Origin of the sequence: Methylobrevis pamukkalensis (assembly GCF_001720135.1) — a bacterium.
GTDB lineage: Bacteria > Pseudomonadota > Alphaproteobacteria > Rhizobiales > Pleomorphomonadaceae > Methylobrevis > Methylobrevis pamukkalensis.
In genome coordinates this window covers 1-19,145 of the sequence record NZ_MCRJ01000018.1, presented here as the reverse complement: position 1 = coordinate 19,145, position 19,145 = coordinate 1, and the positions used below count along the sequence as shown (strand labels likewise).

Below are 19,145 nucleotides of genomic sequence, written 5' to 3'. Positions count from 1 at the left end.
CAACGGGTCGCTCTCGTGGCCTCGCGCCGCAGGGGCAGGGTGTTGGCGTCGCGCCGCCGGATGGCGGCGGTCTCGCAATCTGCGTCGCCGGAGTGCCGGTCACGCCGTCTCGTGCGTTCCAGGAAGGATGCGATGAACGGCTTCGTGTCGAGTTTCACCAACCGGATCGACCGGAAGGGGCGGGTGTCGGTGCCGGCACCGTTCCGTCAGGTGCTCGCCCGCGATGGCTTCGAGGGGCTCTACTGCTATCCCTCGCTCGATTTTTCCGCGCTCGACTGTGGCGGCCACGGTCTTCTCATGGAGATCGAGCGGCAGCTCGCCGCCTTCACGCCCTTCAGCGAAGACCACGACCTGCTGTCGGCCGCCTTCTACGGTGCCTCGTCGCATCTCGTCATGGATGGCGAGGGCCGCGTGGCGCTGACCGACGCCCACCGCGAAGCGGCCGGCATCGGCGACGAGCTCACCTTCGTCGGCCTCGGCTACAAGTTCCAGATCTGGGAGCCCACCCGCTTTGCCGCGCACCGCGAGGCGGCCCAGCGCCGGCTGGTCGCCCTGCGCCGTGGCACCGGCCGCGTTGCCGACCCGAACCCCGGGGAGGGCGCGTCGTGACCGCGACCTTCGAGGCGGCGCCCCGCCGTCATGTTCCGGTCCTTCTGAACGAGGTGATCGCCGCGCTCGGGCCGATCGAGGGCGGCACCTTCGTCGACGCACCTTCGGCGCCGGCGGCTATACCCGTGCGCTTCTCGAGGCGGGCGCCGGCCAGGTGATCGGCATCGACCGTGACCCGACCGCGATCGCCGGCGGCGCCGGCCTGCTTGCCGAGGCGGCCGGACGGCTGCGCCTCGTCCACGGCCGGTTCGGCGACATGGAAGAACACGCCGAGGCGCTGGAACTTGCCGGCATCGACGGCATCGTGCTCGACGTCGGCGTCTCGTCGATGCAGATCGACGAGGCCGAGCGCGGCTTCTCCTTCCGCTTCGACGGCCCGCTCGACATGCGGATGAGCCGCGAGGGGCCGTCCGCAGCCGACGTGGTCAACCGTCTGGACGGCCGCGAGATCGCCCGCATCATTTCCGTGCTCGGCGAGGAACGCCGCGCCGGGCAGATCGCCCGCGCCATCGTGCGCCGCCGCGACACCGCCCCGCTGGAGCGCACCGGCGACCTCGTCTCGGTGATCGAGAGCGTGCTCGGCGGCAAGCGCGTCGGCGAAAGCCATCCGGCGACCCGCACCTTCCAGGCAATCCGCATCTACGTGAACCGGGAACTCGACGAACTGGGAATGGCGCTGGCCGCGGCCGAGCAAATGCTCGCCGAGGGCGGGCGCCTCGCCATCGTCTCCTTCCATTCGCTGGAAGACCGCATCGTCAAGCGCTTCCTGGCCGAGCGCAGCCGCACCACGGCGCAAGGCTCGCGGCACATGGCGGACGTCGCCGTGGCGCCGCCGACCTTCACGCTCGGCCGTCGCTCCGGCACCGAGCCGTCGGAGGCGGAAGTTGCCGCCAATCCACGCTCGCGCTCGGCGCGGCTGCGCTTTGCCGTGCGCACCGCCAACCCGGCGCGCACCCTCGACCTTGCGGACATCGGCGTGCCGGTGCTGCCCGAACCGCCCCGCCAAGGAGCATGACCCGTCGATGACCCGGCTCGTCAACATACTGCTGGTCTGCCTGATGGTGCTCGGCGCCGCGGCCGTCTACGACATGAAATACGAGGCCGAGGCCGCCGCCGAGCGTGTCGCCGGCCTCGAGCGCCAGGTCGCGGCCGAGCAGGAGCGGATCAGCATGCTTCGGGCCACGTGGAGCGCGCTGACCCAGCCGCGCCGCATGCAGGATCTCGTCGAGCGCCATGCCCCCGACCTCAACCTGGCACCGATGGAACTGACCCAGCTCGGCACCATCGCCGACGTTCCGGAAAAGAAGCCGGAAGAGGAACTGCTGGCCGGCGACAAGGACGAGATCGTCACCGGTTCGGTCAAGGCAAAGCCCGCCGCCCCCGCACCGGAGCCCGAGGACGTCTACGAGGGAGTGGAGTGACCGTCATGACCTTCCTGTCCGCCTTCCGCTTCCGAAAGCGCGTCAAGCCTCCGGTCGCCACCCCGATCGGTCGCAAGGCCGCGCCGACGGCGGTGTTCAAGATGGCGACCCGCCGCGCGCGCGGCCCGGGCGACACGATGCGCACCCGCGTCGTGCTGACGATGTGCGCCTTCATCCTCGTCTACGGCGCGATCGGCGGACGGCTGGTGCAGCTCGGCATCGCCGAGGAGGCCAAGCCCGGCGCGGGTCCGCGCGGCCAGGTGGCCGCGTCGCGTCCCGACATCCTCGACCGCAACGGCGAAATCCTCGCCACCGACATCAAGACCGCCTCGCTCTACGCCGAGCCGCGCCGCGTGATCGACGCCGACGAGGCGTCCGAGAAGCTGGCGACCGTGTTTCCCGAGCTTGGCGACGACAAGACCCGCGCGCGGCTTGCGAGCGACGCCGGCTTCCAGTGGCTGAAGCGCGAACTGACCCCGGAGCAGAAGGAAAAGATCTTCAACCTCGGCATCCCGGGCATCTACTTCGACAGCGAGAACCGCCGCTTCTATCCGGCGCGCAACGAGGTCGCCTACATCACCGGCCACGTCAACATCGACAACGCGGGCATCGCCGGCATCGAGAAATACATCGACGACCAGTGGCTCGGCGACCTGCACAGCCTCGGCTTTGCCTCGAACCGCAATCTGGAGCCGATCCGGCTCGCGGTCGATGCGCGGGTGCAGCATGTGGTGCACAGCGAGATCGCCAGCGCCCTGACGCGCTATCACGCCAAGTCGGCGGTCGGCATCATCCTCAACGCCAAGACCGGCGAGGTCCTGTCGCTGGCCTCGGTGCCCGACTACGACCCGAACAACCCCGCCGAGGCGCTCGATCCGGACCGGATGAACCGCGCGTCGGCGGGCGTCTACGAGATGGGCTCGACCTTCAAGCTGTTCACGACGGCGATGGCGCTGGACGCGGGCGCGATCCGCATCACCGACGTGATCGACGCCAGCCGGCCGATTCGCGTCGGCGGCTTCACCATCCACGACTTCCACGGCAAGTACCGCCCGCTGACGGTGCCGGAGGTGTTCATCTACTCCTCCAACATCGGCACCGCCAAGGAAGCGCTGAAGGTCGGGGTCGAGGGACAGAAGGCCTTCCTCAAGAAGATCGGCATGTTCGACAAGGTGCCGACGGAACTGCCCGAGGTGGCCGCGCCGATCCTGCCGCGCCGCTGGGCCGAGCTCACCAGCATCACCGTGTCCTTCGGCCACGGCATCTCGGTGTCGCCGCTCGCCACCGCGGTGGCGCCAGCGCGATGATGAACGGCGGCTACCTGCTGCCGCCGACCTTCTTCCCGCGCAGCGAGGCGGAGGCGAAGGCGATCGGCAAGCGCGTCATCAGCGAGCAGACCTCCGAGGAGATGCGCTACCTGATGCGCCTCAACGCGGTGGCGCCGGGCGGCTCCGGCAAGCGCGCCGAGGTGGCGGGCTATTACGTCGGCGGCAAGACGGGAACGGCGGAAAAGGTCGTGAACGGGCGCTATTCGTCCAGCAAGCGGCGCAACGCCTTCATCGCCGCCTTCCCGATCGACGACCCGCAGTATGTGGTGCTGGTGGTGATCGACGAGCCGGAGTCGGAAAAGCCGGGCCTGCCGGCCACCGCCGGCATGAACGCCGCTCCGACCGTCGGGGCGATCATCCGGCGGGCGGCGCCGATGCTGGGCCTGATGCCGCGGGTGGATGCCGATGTCGACCAGGTGATCAAGACGAGCTTCTGAGACAACGGCGGGAATGCGGGCGCCGGACCGATTTCGGACGTAAAGCGCAGGCAGTTTCGCGCCGCTTCCAGACTGGCCGAAAAGGACACGTGATGAACCTGACCGATCTTGCCCCCGACATCCTGACCCATCGGCCGGAAGTCCGCCGGCTGTCGATCAGCGGCGTCACGGCCGACAGCCGCCTGGTGACGCCGGGCAGCCTGTTCGCGGCCCTGCCAGGCAGCAAGGTCAAGGGATCGCAGTTCATCACCGAGGCCGTCCGGGCCGGCGCCGCCGTGGTGCTGGTCGGCCTGGACGAGCAGGTCCCCGCCGACATGCCGGTGCCGGTGCTGCGCGACGCCGATCCGCAGCGCCGCTTCGCCCGCCTCGTCGCCCGCTTCTATGCGCCGCAGCCCGAAACTGTCGTCGCCGTGACCGGCACCAACGGCAAGACCTCGGTCGCCTCCTTCGTCCGGCAGATCTGGCAGACCGCCGGCCGTGACGCGGCCAGCGTCGGCACCGTCGGCGTGGTGGTCAAGGGCGAGAGCCGCTACGGCAACCTCACCACCCCCGACCCGGTGACGCTGCACCGGACCCTGCACGACCTCAAGGCCGAGGGCATCGACCACGTGGCGCTCGAGGCCTCCAGCCACGGCCTGATCCAGCGCCGGCTCGACGGCCTGCGGCTCAAGGCCGGCGCCTTCACCAACATCACCCGCGACCATCTCGATTATCACGGCACCTTCGAGGCCTACATGGCCGCCAAGCTGCGCCTGTTCGAGACGGTGCTGGAGGACGGCGCGGCGGCGGTGATCAACATGGACGACCGCCACGCGGAGACCTTTGCCGCGGCGGCCCGGATCAACGGCCTCGACGTGCGCAGCGTCGGCCGCAACGGCAAGGCGATCCGCCTCGTCGAGGTAGAACGCGACGGCTTCTGCCAGATCGTCACCGTCGACCTCGGACGCGGGCCGCGCAGCGTGCGCGTGCCGCTCACCGGCGCCTTCCAGACCTCCAACGCGCTGGTCGCCGTCGGCCTCGCGATCGCCACCGGCGTTGCGCCCGACGACGCGCTGGATGCGGTCGAAACCCTCGAGGCGCCTCCGGCCGGCTCGAACTCGTCGCCAAGACCGGGGAGGGCGCGCCGGTGTTCGTCGACTACGCCCATACGCCGGACGCGCTGGAAACGGCGCTGACGACCCTGCGGCCCTATGTGAAGAAGCGCCTTGTCGTCGTCTTCGGCGCCGGCGGCGACCGCGACCGCGGCAAGCGCCCGCTGATGGGCGAGGCGGCGGCGCGGATCGCCGATGTCGCGATCGTCACCGACGACAACCCGCGCTCCGAGGTGCCGGCCGAGATCCGCGCCGAGATCCTCGCCGCCTGCCCGCACGCGCTGGAGATCGGCGACCGGGCGAAGGCGATCCGCACCGCGATCGAGGGTCTTCACCATGGCGACGTGCTGCTCGTGGCCGGCAAGGGCCATGAGACCGGCCAGATCGTCGGCGCCAGCGTCCTGCCGTTTTCCGACCACGACGAGGTGCGCGCGGCCATCGCCGGGTCGCCGGAGGCGCCGGTCTCCGTCGTGGAGCCGCCGCTGTGGACGGGCGAGGCCTTCGTCGCCGCCATCGGCGGACGGCTGGAAGGCGATGTGCCGGCCCGGATCGAGGGCATCTCGATCGACAGCCGCAGCATCGGCAGCGGCGAGGCTTTCTTCGCGATCCTCGGCGACCGCTTCGACGGCCATGCCTTCGTCGCCGACGCGCTGGCCGGCGGGGCGGCGATCGCGGTGGTGAGTGCGGCCAAGCGCCACGAAATTCCGGACGGCGTCGGCCCGCTGCTGGTGGTGGACGGCGACGTGCTGCCGGCGCTGGAACGTCTGGCCGCCGCCGCGCGGGCGCGCTCGACCGGCCGGATCATCGCCGTCACCGGCAGCGTCGGCAAGACGTCCACCAAGGAGGCCCTGCGCCGGACCCTCGGCGAAAGCGGCTCGGTGCACGCCTCGTCGGCGTCGTTCAACAACCACTGGGGCGTGCCGCTCAGCCTCGCCCGCCTGCCGGAAACCGACGACTTCGGCGTGTTCGAGATCGGCATGAACCATGCCGGCGAGATCACGCCGCTGACCAAGCTGGTGCGGCCGCATATCGCGATCATCACCACGGTCGACCGCGTCCATCTGGAACATTTCGACAGCGTCAAGGCGATCGCCGAGGCCAAGGCCGAGATCTTCTCGGGCCTCGAGCCGGGCGGCATCGCGATCATCAATGCGGACAACGCCCATTTCCGCCGGCTTGCCCAGGTTGCGGGCGAAGCGGGGGCCCGGATCGTCTCCTTCGGCGCGTCCGAGGGCAGCGACGCGCGCGTCGTGAAATCGTCGCTCGGCGACAGCTTCTCCGCGGTGACCGCCGAGATCCTCGGCGAGACGATGACCTACAAGATCGGCGCTCCCGGCGCGCATCTCGTGGACAACAGCCTTGCCGTTCTGGCGGCGGTGAAACTCGCGGGCGCCGACATCGGCCTCGCCTGTCTCTCGCTGCAGGATCTGGAGCAGCCCAAGGGCCGTGGTCGCCGCCATCGCCTGCGGCTGCCGACCGGCGAGGCGACGCTGATCGACGAAAGCTACAACGCCAATCCGGCCTCGATGCGGGCGGCGCTGCGCCTTCTCGGCCTCTCCGTGCCGACGGGCACGGGCCGCCGCATTGCCGTGCTCGGCGACATGCTGGAACTCGGCGAGGAATCGCCGCGCCTGCATCGGCGCCTTGCGCCAGTCGTGCGCGAGAACGCCATCGATCTTGTCCACACCGCTGGCCGGCACATGTCCGCCCTTCACAACGCGCTGCCGGAAGGCATGCGCGGCCTGCACGAGGAGGCCGCGGCACGTCTGCGCAAGCCGCTGCTTGCCGGCCTGCGCGCCGGGGACGTGGTGATGATCAAGGGCTCCTTCGGCAGCCGCATGGCGCCGCTGGTGGAGGCGCTGATCGAGGCTTACGGCACGGAACCCGAGACCCACTGACGGCCGCGTCCGGCGCCGGGCTTTCCCCCTGCGCCGGCCGGCAACACGATCGATGGGCGACCCGCAACGGGGCGCCGACTTGAGACAACCGGACGGGATGCGGCGACGGACGAACCGGCGCCCATCCGGAGAGACCGCCGGACGGCGGAAAGGTGCGCACCCATGTTTGTCTTCCTGGCAGAACTCGCAGGACAGGTCTCGGTCCTCAACGTGTTCCGCTACATCACCTTCCGCACCGGCGCCGCCGTCATGACGGCGCTGCTGTTCGTGTTCCTGTTCGGGCCGATGATCATCTCCTCGCTCCGCCTTCGCCAGGGCAAGGGCCAGCCGATCCGGGCCGACGGGCCGCAGTCGCATCTGCTCAAGGCCGGCACGCCGACCATGGGCGGCCTGATGATCCTGTCCGGCCTGATGGTGTCGACCCTGCTCTGGGCCGATCTCCGGAGCCCGCATGTCTGGGCGGTGATCTTCGTCACCCTCTGCTTCGGGGCGATCGGCTTCTACGACGACTACCTGAAGGTGACCAAGCAGTCGCACAAGGGCTTCTCTGGGCGCGCCCGGCTCGGCATCGAGTTCGTGGTCGCCGGCATCGCCTGCTACGTGCTGGTGCGGATCGGCGAGCAGCCGCTGGCCTCGTCGCTGGCCTTTCCGTTCCTCAAGGACTTCCTGCTCGACCTCTCCTGGTTCTTCATCCCCTTCGGCGCCTTCGTGATCGTCTCGGCCGGCAACGCGGTGAACCTCACCGACGGCCTCGACGGTCTTGCCATCGTGCCGATGATGATCGCCTCGGCGAGCTTCGGCCTGATCGCCTATCTCGCCGGCAACAAGATCTTTGCCGACTACCTGCAGATCCACTACGTGATCGGTTCGGGCGAGCTTGCCGTGCTCTGCGGCGCGATGCTCGGCGCCGGCCTCGGCTTCCTCTGGTTCAACGCGCCGCCGGCGGCGATCTTCATGGGCGACACCGGCTCGCTGGCGCTCGGCGGCATGCTCGGCAGCATCGCGGTCGCCACCAAGAACGAGATCGTGCTGGTGATCATCGGCGGCCTGTTCGTGCTGGAGGCCGTGTCGGTGATCATCCAGGTCGCCTCGTTCAAGCTGACCGGCAAGCGCGTCTTCAAGATGGCACCCATCCACCACCACTTCGAACATCTCGGCTGGACCGAGGCCCAGGTCGTGATCCGCTTCTGGATCATCGCCGTGGTCCTCGCGCTGGTCGGGCTCGCAACACTCAAGCTGAGGTGAGGACGACATGATCGCGATCACCAGTTTCGCAGGCCTGCGCGTGGCCGTCTTCGGTCTCGGCGGATCGGGGCTCGCCACGGCGCGCGCCCTCGTCGCCGGCGGTGCGCTCGTCGCCGCCTGGGACGACAATGCGGAAAGCGTGGACAAGGCGTCGGCGGAGGGCATCCCCACCGCCGATCTCACGGACGCCGACTTCAGCGCCTTCGTGGCGCTGGTGCTGTCGCCCGGCGTGCCGCTCACCCATCCCAAGCCGCACTGGACGGTGGACAAGGCCAAGGCCGCCGGCATCGAGGTGATCGGCGACATCGAGCTGTTCGCCCGCGAGCGCCGCAAGGTCTCGCCGGCGAGCCCGTTCATCGCCATCACCGGCACCAACGGCAAGTCGACCACCACGGCGCTGATCGCCCACATGCTGCGGGCGGCCGGCCGCGACGTGCAGCTTGGCGGCAACATCGGCGTGCCGGTGCTGGAGCTCGATCCGCTGGCCCCGGACCGCAGCTACGTCATCGAGTGCTCGTCCTACCAGATCGACCTGTCGCCGACCGTCGATCCGACCGTCGGCGTGCTGCTCAACCTCACCGAGGACCATCTCGACCGTCACGGCACTATGGAGCACTACGCGGCCGTCAAGGAGCGGCTGATCCAGAACGCCGGGCTCGCGGTGATCGGCATCGACGACGAATACTCGACCGCCATCGCCGACCGCCGGGAAGCCTCGGGCAAGCCGCTGAAGCGCATTTCCACGCGCGGCTCGGTCAAGGAAGGCATCTGGGCGATCGGCCAGCGGGTGGTGGAGCCGATCGGCCTGGCGCAGACCGTGATCCTCGACCTGTCGCAGCATCCGGTGCTGCGCGGCGTCCACAATGCCCAGAACACCGCCGCCGCGGTCGCCGCCACGCGCGCGGTCAGCCTCGGCCTCGACGAGGTCCGCTCCGGCATCATGTCCTTCCCGGGCCTTGCGCACCGCATGGAGCCGGTCGGGCGGATCGGCGACGTCACCATCGTCAACGATTCCAAGGCGACCAACGCCGATGCCGCGGCCCGCGCGCTCGCCAGCTTCCAGCAGATCCGCTGGATCGCCGGCGGCAAGCCGAAGACCGGCGGCATCGAGAGTCTCGCGCCCTTCTTCCCGCGGATCGCCAAGGCCTACCTGATCGGCGAGGCGGCGGAGGCCTTCGCCGCGACGCTCGAGGGCCGGGTGCCCTACGAGATCTGCGGCACGCTCGACGTCGCCGTGCCGACCGCGATCGAGGAAGCGCTCACCGATCCCACCGGCAGCGGCGGCGTGGTGCTGCTGTCGCCGGCCTGCGCCAGCTTCGACCAGTTCAGGAATTTCGAGATCCGCGGCGATGCCTTCCGGGCGATCGCGCTTGGCCAGGACGGCGTTGTCCCCTTCACGGAGGCGAAGTGATGGTATCGCGTGCCGAACGCGGCCTTCTGGCCGACTGGTGGTTCACGGTCGACAAGCTGCTGCTCGTCGCCTGCCTGTCGCTGATCTTCATCGGCATCGTGCTGTCGCTGGCCGCCAGCCCGCCGGTGGCCGAGCGGATCGGCATCGCCGACACCTATCATTTCGTGAAGAACCAGGCGATCTACTGCGTTCCGGCGATCGTCATCCTGTTCGGCGTGTCCTTCCTGGACCCCAAGACCGTCCGTCGCTTCTCGATGGGCGTGCTGATGATCTGCCTCGTCCTGCTGGTGGCGACCCTGTTCCTCGGCCCGGAGGTCAAGGGTGCCCGGCGCTGGATCAGCCTGGCCGGCGTGTCGATCCAGCCGTCCGAATTCGTGAAACCGGTGTTCACGGTGGTCTGCGGCTTCCTCTTTGCCGAGGGCATGCGCCGGCGCGACGTGCCGGGCCGGCTGCTCGCATTCGGCCTTCTGGCCGCTCTCGCGGGTCTTCTGGTCCTCCAGCCGGACTTCGGCCAGACCATGCTCGTCAGCATCGTCTGGGCGGCCCTTCTGTTCATGTCGGGCATGAGCTGGATCTGGATCGGCGGCATCGCGGCGACCGGCGTCGTCGGCATCCTCGCGGCCTACGAATTCGCCGACCACGTGCGCTCGCGCATCGACCGCTTCCTCAATCCCGAATCCGGCGACACCTTCCAGGTCGACACCGCGATCGAGAGCGTCGTCGGCGGCGGCTGGCTCGGCCGCGGGCCGGGCGAGGGCATCGTCAAGCGGATCCTTCCGGACAGCCACACCGACTACATCTTCGCGGTGGCGGCCGAGGAATTCGGCATCGTGCTCTGCCTGATGCTGGTGTCGATCTATGCCTTCATCGTCCTGCGCGGGCTGGCCCACGCCTCGCGTGAGAGCGACGCCTACATCCGCCTCGCCTCCGCCGGCCTGGTGGTTCTGTTCGGCATCCAGTCCTGCATCAACATGGCCGTCAGCCTGCACATGATGCCCTCCAAGGGCATGACGCTGCCGTTCATCTCCTACGGCGGCTCGTCGCTGCTGTCGGCGGCGCTGACCATGGGCATGCTGCTGGCGCTGACCCGCCGCCGTCCGGACCAGACGCGCTACGTCGCGCCGATCGGCTTCGGCGCGCCGCGCGTCGCCCACGGCGCGGCCTGAGGGGCAGGGAGACGATGGCCACCTTCCTCCTCGCGGCCGGCGGCACCGGCGGGCATCTCTTCCCGGCCGAAGCGCTGGCGCTCGAACTTGCGCGCCGCGGCCACGCGGTGGAACTCGCCACCGACGAACGCGTCGCGGACTATGGCCGCGACTTCCCCGCGCGGACCATCCATGTGGTCCCGTCCGCGACCTTCGGCGACCGCTCGCCGCTCGGGCTTGCCCGCTCGGCGCTCCGGCTCGGCAAGGGCTACCTGTCGGCCCGGCGCCTGCTGCGGCGCCTGCGTCCGGCGGCGGTGGTCGGCTTCGGCGGCTATCCCACGGTTCCGCCGCTGACGGCGGCGGTGTCGCTGCGCATTCCCACCATCGTCCACGAGGCGAATGCGGTGATGGGGCGGGCCAACCGCTTCCTCGCCGGCCGGGTCACGGCGGTCGCGACCGGATTTGCCGACACCGATTTCAAGGACACGAAGCCGGCCGGCATCGTCGTCCACACCGGCAATCCGGTGCGGGCAAAGGTGCTGGAGGCGGCAGGACCTTACGAGGCGCCGCTGTCCGACGAGCCGTTCCGTCTGGTGGTGTTCGGCGGCAGCCAGGGCGCGCGGGTGTTCTCCGACCTCGTGCCGCCGGCGATCGCGCTGCTGGATGCGGCCACGCGCGCGCGGCTTCACATCGTCCAGCAGGTGCGGGCCGAGGACAGCGAGCGCGTGGCGTCGGCCTATGCGGCCATGGGCGTGACCCCGGAGATCGCGCCCTTCTTCACCGACCTGCCGCAGCGGATTTCCGCCGGTCACTTGATCGTCTGCCGCTCCGGCGCCTCCACCATCGCCGAACTCGGCGTGCTCGGCCGCCCGTCGATCCTCGTGCCGCTGCCCCATGCGCTCGACAACGACCAGCGGACCAACGCCCGCTGGCTGGAGCGGGCCGGCGGAGCGATCGTCGCCGAACAGGCCAGCCTTGATCCGGGCAGCCTTGCGCGGCTGATCGGCGACCTGATGGCCGCTCCCTCGCGGCTCGACCTGATGGCGGCCGCCGCGGCCGTCACCGGACGGACCGACGCCGTCCTCCGCCTTGCCGATCTCGCCGAGCGCACCGCCGGCGCGCACACCTGACATCCGTTGACATCCGCCCGGGCGCGACGCGCCGGCGGCGACGACCAGAAAGGGCTGGAACCAGACCATGAAGATGCCTCGTGACATTGGCCCGGTGCATTTCGTCGGCATCGGCGGCATCGGGATGAGCGGCATCGCCGAGGTGCTGCTCAACCTCGGCTACCGGGTGCAGGGCTCCGACGTCGCCGAGAGCGCCAACGTCGAGCGCCTGCGCGCCAAGGGCATTCCGGTGACCGTCGGCCACCGCGCCGAGAACATCGACGGCGCTGCCGTGCTGGTCGTCTCGTCGGCGATCCGGCGCGACAATCCGGAGCTCGTCGCCGCGCGCGAGAAGGCGCTGCCGATCGTGCGCCGCGCCGAGATGCTGGCCGAGCTGATGCGCTTCAAGCAGGCGATAGCCGTCGGCGGCACCCACGGCAAGACCACCACCACCTCGCTGGTGGCCGCTTTGCTCGACGCCGGCAACCTCGATCCGACCGTGATCAACGGCGGCATCATCAACGCCTACGGCACCAACGCCCGCATGGGCGGCGGCGACTGGATGGTGGTGGAGGCCGACGAGAGCGACGGCACCTTCGTGAAGCTGCCGGCCGACGTCGCGATCGTCACCAACATCGACCCCGAGCATCTCGACCACTACGGCACCTTCGACGCCGCACGGGCCGCCTTCCGCCAGTTCGTCGAGAACGTGCCCTTCTACGGCTTTGCGTGATGTGCCTCGACCACCCGGAGGTGCAGGCCCTCGTCGGCCGCATCGAGGACCGGCGGATCATCACCTACGGCGACAACCCGCAAGCCGACGCCCGCTTCGTCGACCTCAAGACGGAAGCCGGCGCCTCGCAGTTCGCGGTGCTGATCCGCGACCGCGTCACCGGCGAGGAGCGCCGGATCGCGGCGCTCGAACTGCCGATGCCGGGCAAGCACAACGTCTCGAATGCCACCGCCGCCATCGCCGTCGCGGTCCAGCTCGGCCTGTCCGACGAGGCGATCCGCAAGGGCCTCGCGGGCTTTTCCGGCGTCAAGCGCCGCTTCACCCGCACCGGTGCCTGGAACGGCATCGCCGTGTTCGACGACTACGGCCACCATCCGGTGGAGATCCGGGCCGTGCTGCAGGCGGCGCGGGTCGCCGCCAACGAGGGGCGGGTCATCGCCATCGTCCAGCCGCACCGCTACTCGCGGCTCGCCAGCCTGTTCGACGACTTCTGCGTCGCCTTCAACGACGCCGACACGGTGATCGTCGCCGACGTCTACGCCGCCGGCGAGGCCCCGATCGAGGGCGTCAGCCGCGACACGCTGGTCGGCGGCGCCCGCGCGGCCGGCCACCGCAACGTGATTGCCCTCGAAAGTCCGGACCGGCTCGCGCCGATGATCTCGGCCATGGCCAAGCCCGGCGACTTCGTCGTCTTCCTCGGCGCCGGCAACATCACCCAGTGGGCCTACGCGCTCCCCGGCCAGCTGGAGACGCTGGCGGGAGGGCAGGGGTGATGGGCGTGGTATGCGATCTTGCGGCAGATGCAGAGGGTGGGTCGAGAAGAGTTGGACCATCCACTGTCATCGCCGGGCTTGACCCGGCGACCCATTGGCAGTGCAATCCGGCAAATGGCGGGCTGGGTCTACATCATGGCGAACCGAATGCGCGGCACGCTTTACATCGGCGTGACGAGCGATCTCCCGCGTCGTGCCTACGAGCACAGGGAAGGTCTTACGCCCGGTTTCGCCTCAAGACACGGCTGCAGGCGTCTGGTCTGGACCGAGGAATTCCCGACGATCACAGAGGCGATCAGTCGGGAAAAATCCTTAAAAAAATGGACACGGGCCTGGAAGCTCGCGCTTGTCGAGCGCGACAATCCTCATTGGACCGATCTCTTCGACACGCTCAACATGTAGATGCCGCAAGGCCAATGGGTCGCCGGGTCAAGCCCGGCGATGACGGTGGAATGGCTGAACGCCATGGCGAAGCCGCCATGCACGGCGAGGCTTTCGTCGTAAGGCCCCAGCCATGACCTTCCCCGACCTCCGCCCGCAGATTCCCGAGCTTGCCGCCATCCGCGGCGCGATCGACGTCAACCGTCCGCTCGCGGACCTCACGTGGTTCCGCGTCGGCGGGCCGGCGCAGCTGCTGTTCCAGCCGGCGGATGCCGCCGATCTTTCCGCCTTCCTCCAGCGCCTGCCGGCCGAAATTCCGGTGACGGTGGTCGGCCTCGGCTCCAACCTGCTGGTGCGCGACGGCGGCCTGCCGGGCGTGGTCGTGCGGCTGTCGGCGCGGGGCTTCGGCGGCGTCGAGCCGGTCGGCGCCACGCGACTGAAGGTCGGCGCGGCGGTGCCGGACAAGCGGCTTGCGGCGGCGGCGCTGGAGCACGGCCTGTCGGGCTTTGCCTTCTACCACGGCATCCCCGGCGGCATCGGCGGCGCGCTGCGCATGAACGCCGGCGCCCATGGCACCGACACCGCCGCCCGGGTGGTCGAGGTCACGGCCGTGACCCGTGCCGGCGAAGAGGTGACGCTGTCGCCGGCCGACATGGGTTACGCCTACCGTCATTCGTCGGCGGCCCCGGACCTGATCTTCACCTCGGTGGTGATGGCGGGCATCCCGGAGGAGCGCGAGGCGATCCGCCGCGACATGGACGCGGTGGAGGCGCACCGCCTTGCGGCCCAGCCGGTCAAGGCGCGCACCGGCGGCTCGACCTTCAAGAATCCGGACGGGCACTCGGCCTGGAAGCTGATCGATGCTGCCGGCTGCCGGGGCCTGCGCCTCGGCGGCGCGCAGGTGTCGGAACTCCACTGCAACTTCCTGCTCAACGTGGATGAGGCCACCGCGACCGATCTGGAAATGATCGGCGAAATGGTGCGGGCGCGGGTGGTCGAGGCGAGCGGCATCCGGCTCGAATGGGAGATCAAGCGCCTCGGGGTGTTCCCCGAGAGCGTGAAGATCGAGGAATTCCTGGGTCGCTGACCGCCGCGGGCAGCACCGACAAGCATGAGGAGGTCAAGGAATGACCAGACACGTGGCCGTGCTGATGGGCGGATGGTCGTCCGAGCGCCCCGTCAGTCTCAACTCCGGCAAGGCCTGCGTCACGGCGCTGGAGACCGCCGGCTACCGGGTCACGCCGGTCGATGTCGATCGCGACATCGCCGAGGTGCTCGCCGCGCTGCGGCCGGATGTCGCCTTCAACGCGCTGCACGGGCCCTTCGGCGAGGACGGCACGATCCAGGGCCTGCTGGAACTGCTCGCCATTCCCTACACCCACTCGGGCGTGCTCGCCTCGGCACTTGCGATGGACAAGCCGCGCGCCAAGGCCGTGATGAAGGCCGCCGGCGTGCCGGTGACCGAGCATGTGCTGGCGGACCGCTTCGCCGTGGCCAAGGCGCATCCGATGGTGCCGCCCTATGTGGTGAAGCCGCCGCGCGAGGGCTCCAGCTTCGGCGTCGTCATCGTGCCGGAGGGCGCGCCGCATCCGCCGCAGTCGGTCGGCACGGCCGAATGGCCCTATGGCGACGAGGTGATGGTGGAGCGCTACGTGCCCGGCCGCGAGCTCACCTGCGGGGTGATGGGCGGCACGGCGCTGGGCGTCATCGAAGTGGTGCCGACGGGCAACGCCTTCTACGATTACGAGGCGAAATACGCGCCGGGCGGATCGCGGCACCTGCTCCCGGCTCCGCTTTCACCGATTATTTACCAAACTATACAAAAGCTCTCTGTACGGGCGCATGAGGCGCTCGGCTGCCGGGGCGTCTCCCGGGCGGATTTCAGGTTCGACGACCGCGGCAACGGGGAAGGCGAACTGATCTGCCTCGAGGTCAACACCCAGCCCGGCATGACCCCGACGTCGCTGGTGCCTGAAATGGCGGCGCACGCGGGACACGATTTCCCCGCTCTTGTGAGCTGGATGGTGGAGGACGCGAGTTGCGGTCGATCGTGAGACGCGGATTCGGAGACGTTGCGGAGGCTGGTCGCAGGACCTGGCCCTTCTCGCGCCGCGTCTCGCGCCTGCGTCTCGAACCGGCCTGGCGGCAGGAGAGCTGGATCGGCCGGCTGCCGCGCGGCGCCGGCATCGTCGCCTCCGTGCTCTATCTCGCCGCCTTCTCCGCCTACGGCATGGTGATCTCTGGCCGCACGGCCGAGGTGACCAACGAAGTGACCACCAGCCTCGGCTTCGGCGTGCAGATGGTCCGCATCTCCGGCCAGCGCGAGACCGACGAGCAGGAGGTCCTCGACCTTCTCGGCGTCTCGCGCCATGTCTCGCTGCTGCTCTACGACGTCGACAAGGCCCGTGACCGCCTCAAGGCGATCCCGTGGATCTCCGACGTGTCGATCATGAAGCTGTTTCCCGACAAGCTGTCGGTGCAGATCACCGAGCGTGTGCCCTATGCCATCTGGCAGCCCGACGCGACCGTGCGTCCCGCCCTCGTCGACGAGAGCGGCGACATCGTCGCCACCGGCGTCGACCCGCGCTTTGCCCGCCTGCCGCGGGTGATCGGCGTCGGGTCGGAAAGCCGGGCGCACGAGGCGGTCGATCTGGTCGAGGCCGCGCCGGCGCTGAAGGACAAGGTCAAGGCGGCGGTGCTGGTGTCCGGCCTGCGCTGGGACGTGTTCCTCGACAACGGCGTGCGGCTGATGCTGCCGGAGAAGGAGCCCGGCCGGGCGCTGGCCGAGATTGCCCGGCTCGATGCCGAAAGCGGTCTTCTGGGCCGTGACATCACCATCGTCGACATGCGGCTTGCGGACCGCATGGTGGTCCGCCTCACCGACGAGGCGAAGACGGCGCGGGACAAGCTCCTCGCCGAACAGGCCAAGGCCCGCAAGAAGGAGCGCCGCGCATGACCCGGCATGGCGAACCCCGGATTCCTCCCATGCGGCCGATGCCCGCCCGCCGGGCGACCATCGTGTCCGTGCTGGACGTCGGCACCTCGAAGATCTGCTGCATCATCGCCCGGCTGACGCCGCGCGCGGTCGGCGACGTGCTGCCCGGCCGCACCCACCACGTCGACGTGCTCGGCTTCGGCTACCAGCGTTCGCGCGGGATCAAGGCCGGCCAGGTGGTCGATCTGGAACAGGCCGAGAAAGCTGTGCGTCTTGCGGTCGATGCCGCCGAGCGCATGGCCGGCCTCACGGTCGAATCGCTTATCGTGTCCCTGTCCTGCGGCCGTCTCGGCGGCGAGACGTTCAGTGCCGGTTTCGATCTGGCCGGCAAGGAGGTCGGGGAGGCGGACATCCAGCGGGTTCTCGACGCGGCCAGCCAGCATTCGGTGGAGGGCGACGACCGGGTGGTCGTTCACGCCCTGCCGATCGGCTATGCCCTCGACGGCAACCGCGGCATCCGCGATCCGCGCGGCATGCTCGGCCAGCGCCTGTCGGTCGACACCCATATCGTCACCGCCGACCCCGCGCCGCTGCGCAACCTCGAGATCTGCATCAACCGCGCCCACCTCGAGGTGGAGACGATGGTTGCGACCCCCTACGCCAGCGGCCTTGCGACGCTGGTCGACGACGAGGCCCAGCTCGGGGTCGCCTGCGTCGACATGGGCGGCGGCACGACCACCGTCTCGGTGTTCGCCGACGGCAGCCTCGTCCACGTGGACGGCTTCGCCCTTGGCGGCCACCACGTGACCATGGACCTGGCCCGCGGCCTCTCGACCCGGCTTGCGGATGCCGAACGGATCAAGGCGCTGCATGGCAGCGTGATCAAGACCGATGCCGACGAGCGCGAGATCGTCGCGGTGCCGTCGGTCGGCGACGACGACGTTCCGAACCACATCCCGCGCGCCGAGATCGTCGAGATCATCCGGCCGCGCGTCGAAGAGATGCTGGAACTGATCCGCGACCGCCTCAACGCCAGCGGCTTTGCCGCCCGGGTCGGGCGCCGCGTGGTCCTGACCGGTGGCGCCAGCCAGCTCACCGGCCTCGGCGAGCTTGCCCGGCGCATCCTCGGCCGCAACGTCCGTCTCGGACGGCCGATGGGAGTTGCCGGTCTGCCGGACGCGGCGCGCGGGGCGGCGTTCGCCACCGGCGTCGGCCTGCTGATCTATCCGCAGGTCGCGCAGATGGAAGTCGGCCGGTCACGGCACCGTGGCAGCTATTCCGCCAACGGCGGGTATCTGTCCCGGGTCGGCCAGTGGATCCGGGAGAGTTTCTGACGGTTCCGCGCGATCGGCACCCGAGGATCTTTTTACCGCGAGCCCGATGAGTCATAAGGATGATTCGGGGTCGCGGCGAGCGAATCGGCGGTGATGAACCGCCATCAATCTTGAGACTGCACGCGGTCCGGTGACGACGTTCCGGCCGAGGATGACGAGGGTGCCATGACGATCAACCTTAAGATACCCGACCTCACGGAACTGAAGCCGCGCATCACGGTGTTCGGCGTCGGCGGCGCCGGCGGCAACGCCGTCAACAACATGATCAACGCCGGTCTGCAGGGCGTCGAGTTCGTCGTGGCCAACACCGACGCCCAGGCGCTGATGATGTCGCGCGCCGAACGGATCATCCAGATGGGCGTGGCCGTGACCGAGGGGCTCGGCGCCGGCTCGCAGCCGGAGGTCGGCCGCGCGGCCGCCGAGGAAGTGATCGACGAGATCAACGACCACCTGGCCGGCAGCCACATGGTCTTCATCACGGCCGGCATGGGCGGCGGCACCGGCACCGGCGCTGCTCCTGTCGTGGCCCGTGCGGCCCGCGAGCATGGCATCCTCACCGTCGGCGTCGTCACCAAGCGTTCCAGTTCGAGGGCCAGCGCCGCATGCGGATCGCTGATGCCGGCATCGAGGAGCTGCAGGCCGCGGTCGACACGCTGATCTGCATCCCGAACCAGAACCTGTTCCGCATCGCCAACGAGCGCACCACCTTCGCCGACGCCTTCGCGATGGCCGACCAGGTGCTCTACTCGGGCGTCGCCTGCATCACCGACCTGATGGTCAAGGAAGGCCTGATCAACCTCGACTTCGCCGACGTCCGCTCCGTCATGCGCGGCATGGGCAAGGCGATGATGGGCACGGGCGAGGCCTCCGGCGAGCGCCGCGCGATTCTCGCCGCCGAGGCCGCCATCGCCAACCCGCTGCTGGATGAAGTGTCGATGAAGGGCTCCAAGGGCCTGCTCATCTCGATCACCGGCGGCAAGGACCTCACCCTGTTCGAGGTGGACGAGGCCGCGACCCGCATCCGCGAGGAAGTCGACCAGGACGCCAACATCATCCTCGGCGCCACCTTCGACGACGAGCTCGAGGGCGTCATCCGCGTGTCGGTGGTCGCCACCGGCATCGACCAGGAGGCGAGCCAGATCACCCGCAATGCTGAAGCGCGCATGGCGGACGTCAACCAGCGCCTGAGCCAGATGCGCGGCGGCGCCGCGGCCCCGGCCGCAGCGGCGGTGGCCGACATCCGCCCTAGCCAGCCGGCTGCGCGCCCCGCGCCGCAGCCGGTGCAGGCCACGGTG

At 69.6% G+C, this 19,145-nt stretch carries 14 protein-coding genes and 4 pseudogenes; all 18 read left to right on the top strand.

All coding sequences use genetic code 11. From position 1 onward, the window contains the following. Positions 1 to 132: 132 nt before the first annotated feature. On the top strand, positions 133 to 609 hold the full coding sequence (locus A6302_RS04790) for a division/cell wall cluster transcriptional repressor MraZ (protein WP_069306093.1): 477 nt from the start codon (positions 133 to 135) through the stop codon (positions 607 to 609). Beyond that, positions 606 to 1,624: pseudogene (gene rsmH, locus A6302_RS04785) on the top strand (16S rRNA (cytosine(1402)-N(4))-methyltransferase RsmH). The gene A6302_RS04790 and the pseudogene rsmH overlap by 4 nt, the downstream one beginning before the upstream one ends. 7 nt (positions 1,625 to 1,631) lie before the next feature. Further along, positions 1,632 to 2,030, top strand: coding sequence for a cell division protein FtsL (ftsL, locus tag A6302_RS04780; protein ID WP_069306092.1), 399 nt, complete (start codon positions 1,632 to 1,634; stop codon positions 2,028 to 2,030). Between the two features lie 5 nt (positions 2,031 to 2,035). Beyond that, the gene (locus A6302_RS04775; RefSeq protein WP_425349115.1) at positions 2,036 to 3,337 is read left to right on the top strand and encodes a peptidoglycan D,D-transpeptidase FtsI family protein; all 1,302 of its coding nucleotides are present in this window, start codon (positions 2,036 to 2,038) and stop codon (positions 3,335 to 3,337) included. Then, the gene (locus A6302_RS26035) at positions 3,334 to 3,795 is read left to right on the top strand and encodes a penicillin-binding transpeptidase domain-containing protein (RefSeq protein WP_425349114.1); all 462 of its coding nucleotides are present in this window, start codon (positions 3,334 to 3,336) and stop codon (positions 3,793 to 3,795) included. Before A6302_RS04775 ends, A6302_RS26035 begins: the two co-directional genes overlap by 4 nt. Positions 3,796 to 3,887: 92 nt before the next feature. Beyond that, positions 3,888 to 5,332 (top strand): annotated as a pseudogene (locus A6302_RS24110) (UDP-N-acetylmuramoyl-L-alanyl-D-glutamate--2,6-diaminopimelate ligase); the annotation flags it as partial. Next, positions 5,312 to 6,784, top strand: a complete 1,473-nt coding sequence (locus tag A6302_RS24105) for a UDP-N-acetylmuramoylalanyl-D-glutamyl-2,6-diaminopimelate--D-alanyl-D-alanine ligase (RefSeq protein ID WP_245293923.1) — start codon at positions 5,312 to 5,314, stop codon at positions 6,782 to 6,784. The pseudogene A6302_RS24110 and the gene A6302_RS24105, both read left to right, overlap by 21 nt. A gap of 162 nt (positions 6,785 to 6,946) precedes the next feature. Then, the gene (mraY, locus tag A6302_RS04760) at positions 6,947 to 8,029 is read left to right on the top strand and encodes a phospho-N-acetylmuramoyl-pentapeptide-transferase (protein WP_069306090.1); all 1,083 of its coding nucleotides are present in this window, start codon (positions 6,947 to 6,949) and stop codon (positions 8,027 to 8,029) included. A gap of 7 nt (positions 8,030 to 8,036) precedes the next feature. Further along, entirely contained in the window at positions 8,037 to 9,440 is a 1,404-nt protein-coding gene (gene murD / locus A6302_RS04755; RefSeq protein ID WP_069306089.1) for a UDP-N-acetylmuramoyl-L-alanine--D-glutamate ligase, read from the top strand. Beyond that, on the top strand, positions 9,440 to 10,606 hold the full coding sequence (locus A6302_RS04750) for an FtsW/RodA/SpoVE family cell cycle protein (RefSeq protein ID WP_069306088.1): 1,167 nt from the start codon (positions 9,440 to 9,442) through the stop codon (positions 10,604 to 10,606). The genes murD and A6302_RS04750 overlap by 1 nt, the downstream gene beginning before the upstream one ends. A gap of 14 nt (positions 10,607 to 10,620) precedes the next feature. Then, the gene (locus A6302_RS04745; RefSeq protein ID WP_069306087.1) at positions 10,621 to 11,715 is read left to right on the top strand and encodes a UDP-N-acetylglucosamine--N-acetylmuramyl-(pentapeptide) pyrophosphoryl-undecaprenol N-acetylglucosamine transferase; all 1,095 of its coding nucleotides are present in this window, start codon (positions 10,621 to 10,623) and stop codon (positions 11,713 to 11,715) included. A gap of 67 nt (positions 11,716 to 11,782) precedes the next feature. Beyond that, a pseudogene (gene murC, locus A6302_RS04740) lies at positions 11,783 to 13,200 on the top strand (UDP-N-acetylmuramate--L-alanine ligase). Between the two features lie 114 nt (positions 13,201 to 13,314). Further along, on the top strand, positions 13,315 to 13,602 hold the full coding sequence (locus tag A6302_RS21045; RefSeq protein ID WP_083255523.1) for a GIY-YIG nuclease family protein: 288 nt from the start codon (positions 13,315 to 13,317) through the stop codon (positions 13,600 to 13,602). 112 nt (positions 13,603 to 13,714) lie between these two features. Then, the gene (murB, locus tag A6302_RS04735; RefSeq protein ID WP_069306086.1) at positions 13,715 to 14,668 is read left to right on the top strand and encodes a UDP-N-acetylmuramate dehydrogenase; all 954 of its coding nucleotides are present in this window, start codon (positions 13,715 to 13,717) and stop codon (positions 14,666 to 14,668) included. Between the two features lie 40 nt (positions 14,669 to 14,708). Then, positions 14,709 to 15,635: a D-alanine--D-alanine ligase gene (locus tag A6302_RS04730; protein ID WP_069306085.1), complete on the top strand. Its 927-nt coding sequence runs from the start codon at positions 14,709 to 14,711 to the stop codon at positions 15,633 to 15,635. Beyond that, positions 15,632 to 16,537: a cell division protein FtsQ/DivIB gene (locus A6302_RS04725; RefSeq protein ID WP_141703412.1), complete on the top strand. Its 906-nt coding sequence runs from the start codon at positions 15,632 to 15,634 to the stop codon at positions 16,535 to 16,537. The genes A6302_RS04730 and A6302_RS04725 overlap by 4 nt, the downstream gene beginning before the upstream one ends. A gap of 29 nt (positions 16,538 to 16,566) precedes the next feature. Next, the gene (gene ftsA / locus A6302_RS04720) at positions 16,567 to 17,850 is read left to right on the top strand and encodes a cell division protein FtsA (RefSeq protein WP_210183259.1); all 1,284 of its coding nucleotides are present in this window, start codon (positions 16,567 to 16,569) and stop codon (positions 17,848 to 17,850) included. Between the two features lie 165 nt (positions 17,851 to 18,015). Further along, positions 18,016 to 19,145 (top strand): annotated as a pseudogene (gene ftsZ / locus A6302_RS04715) (cell division protein FtsZ); the annotation flags it as partial.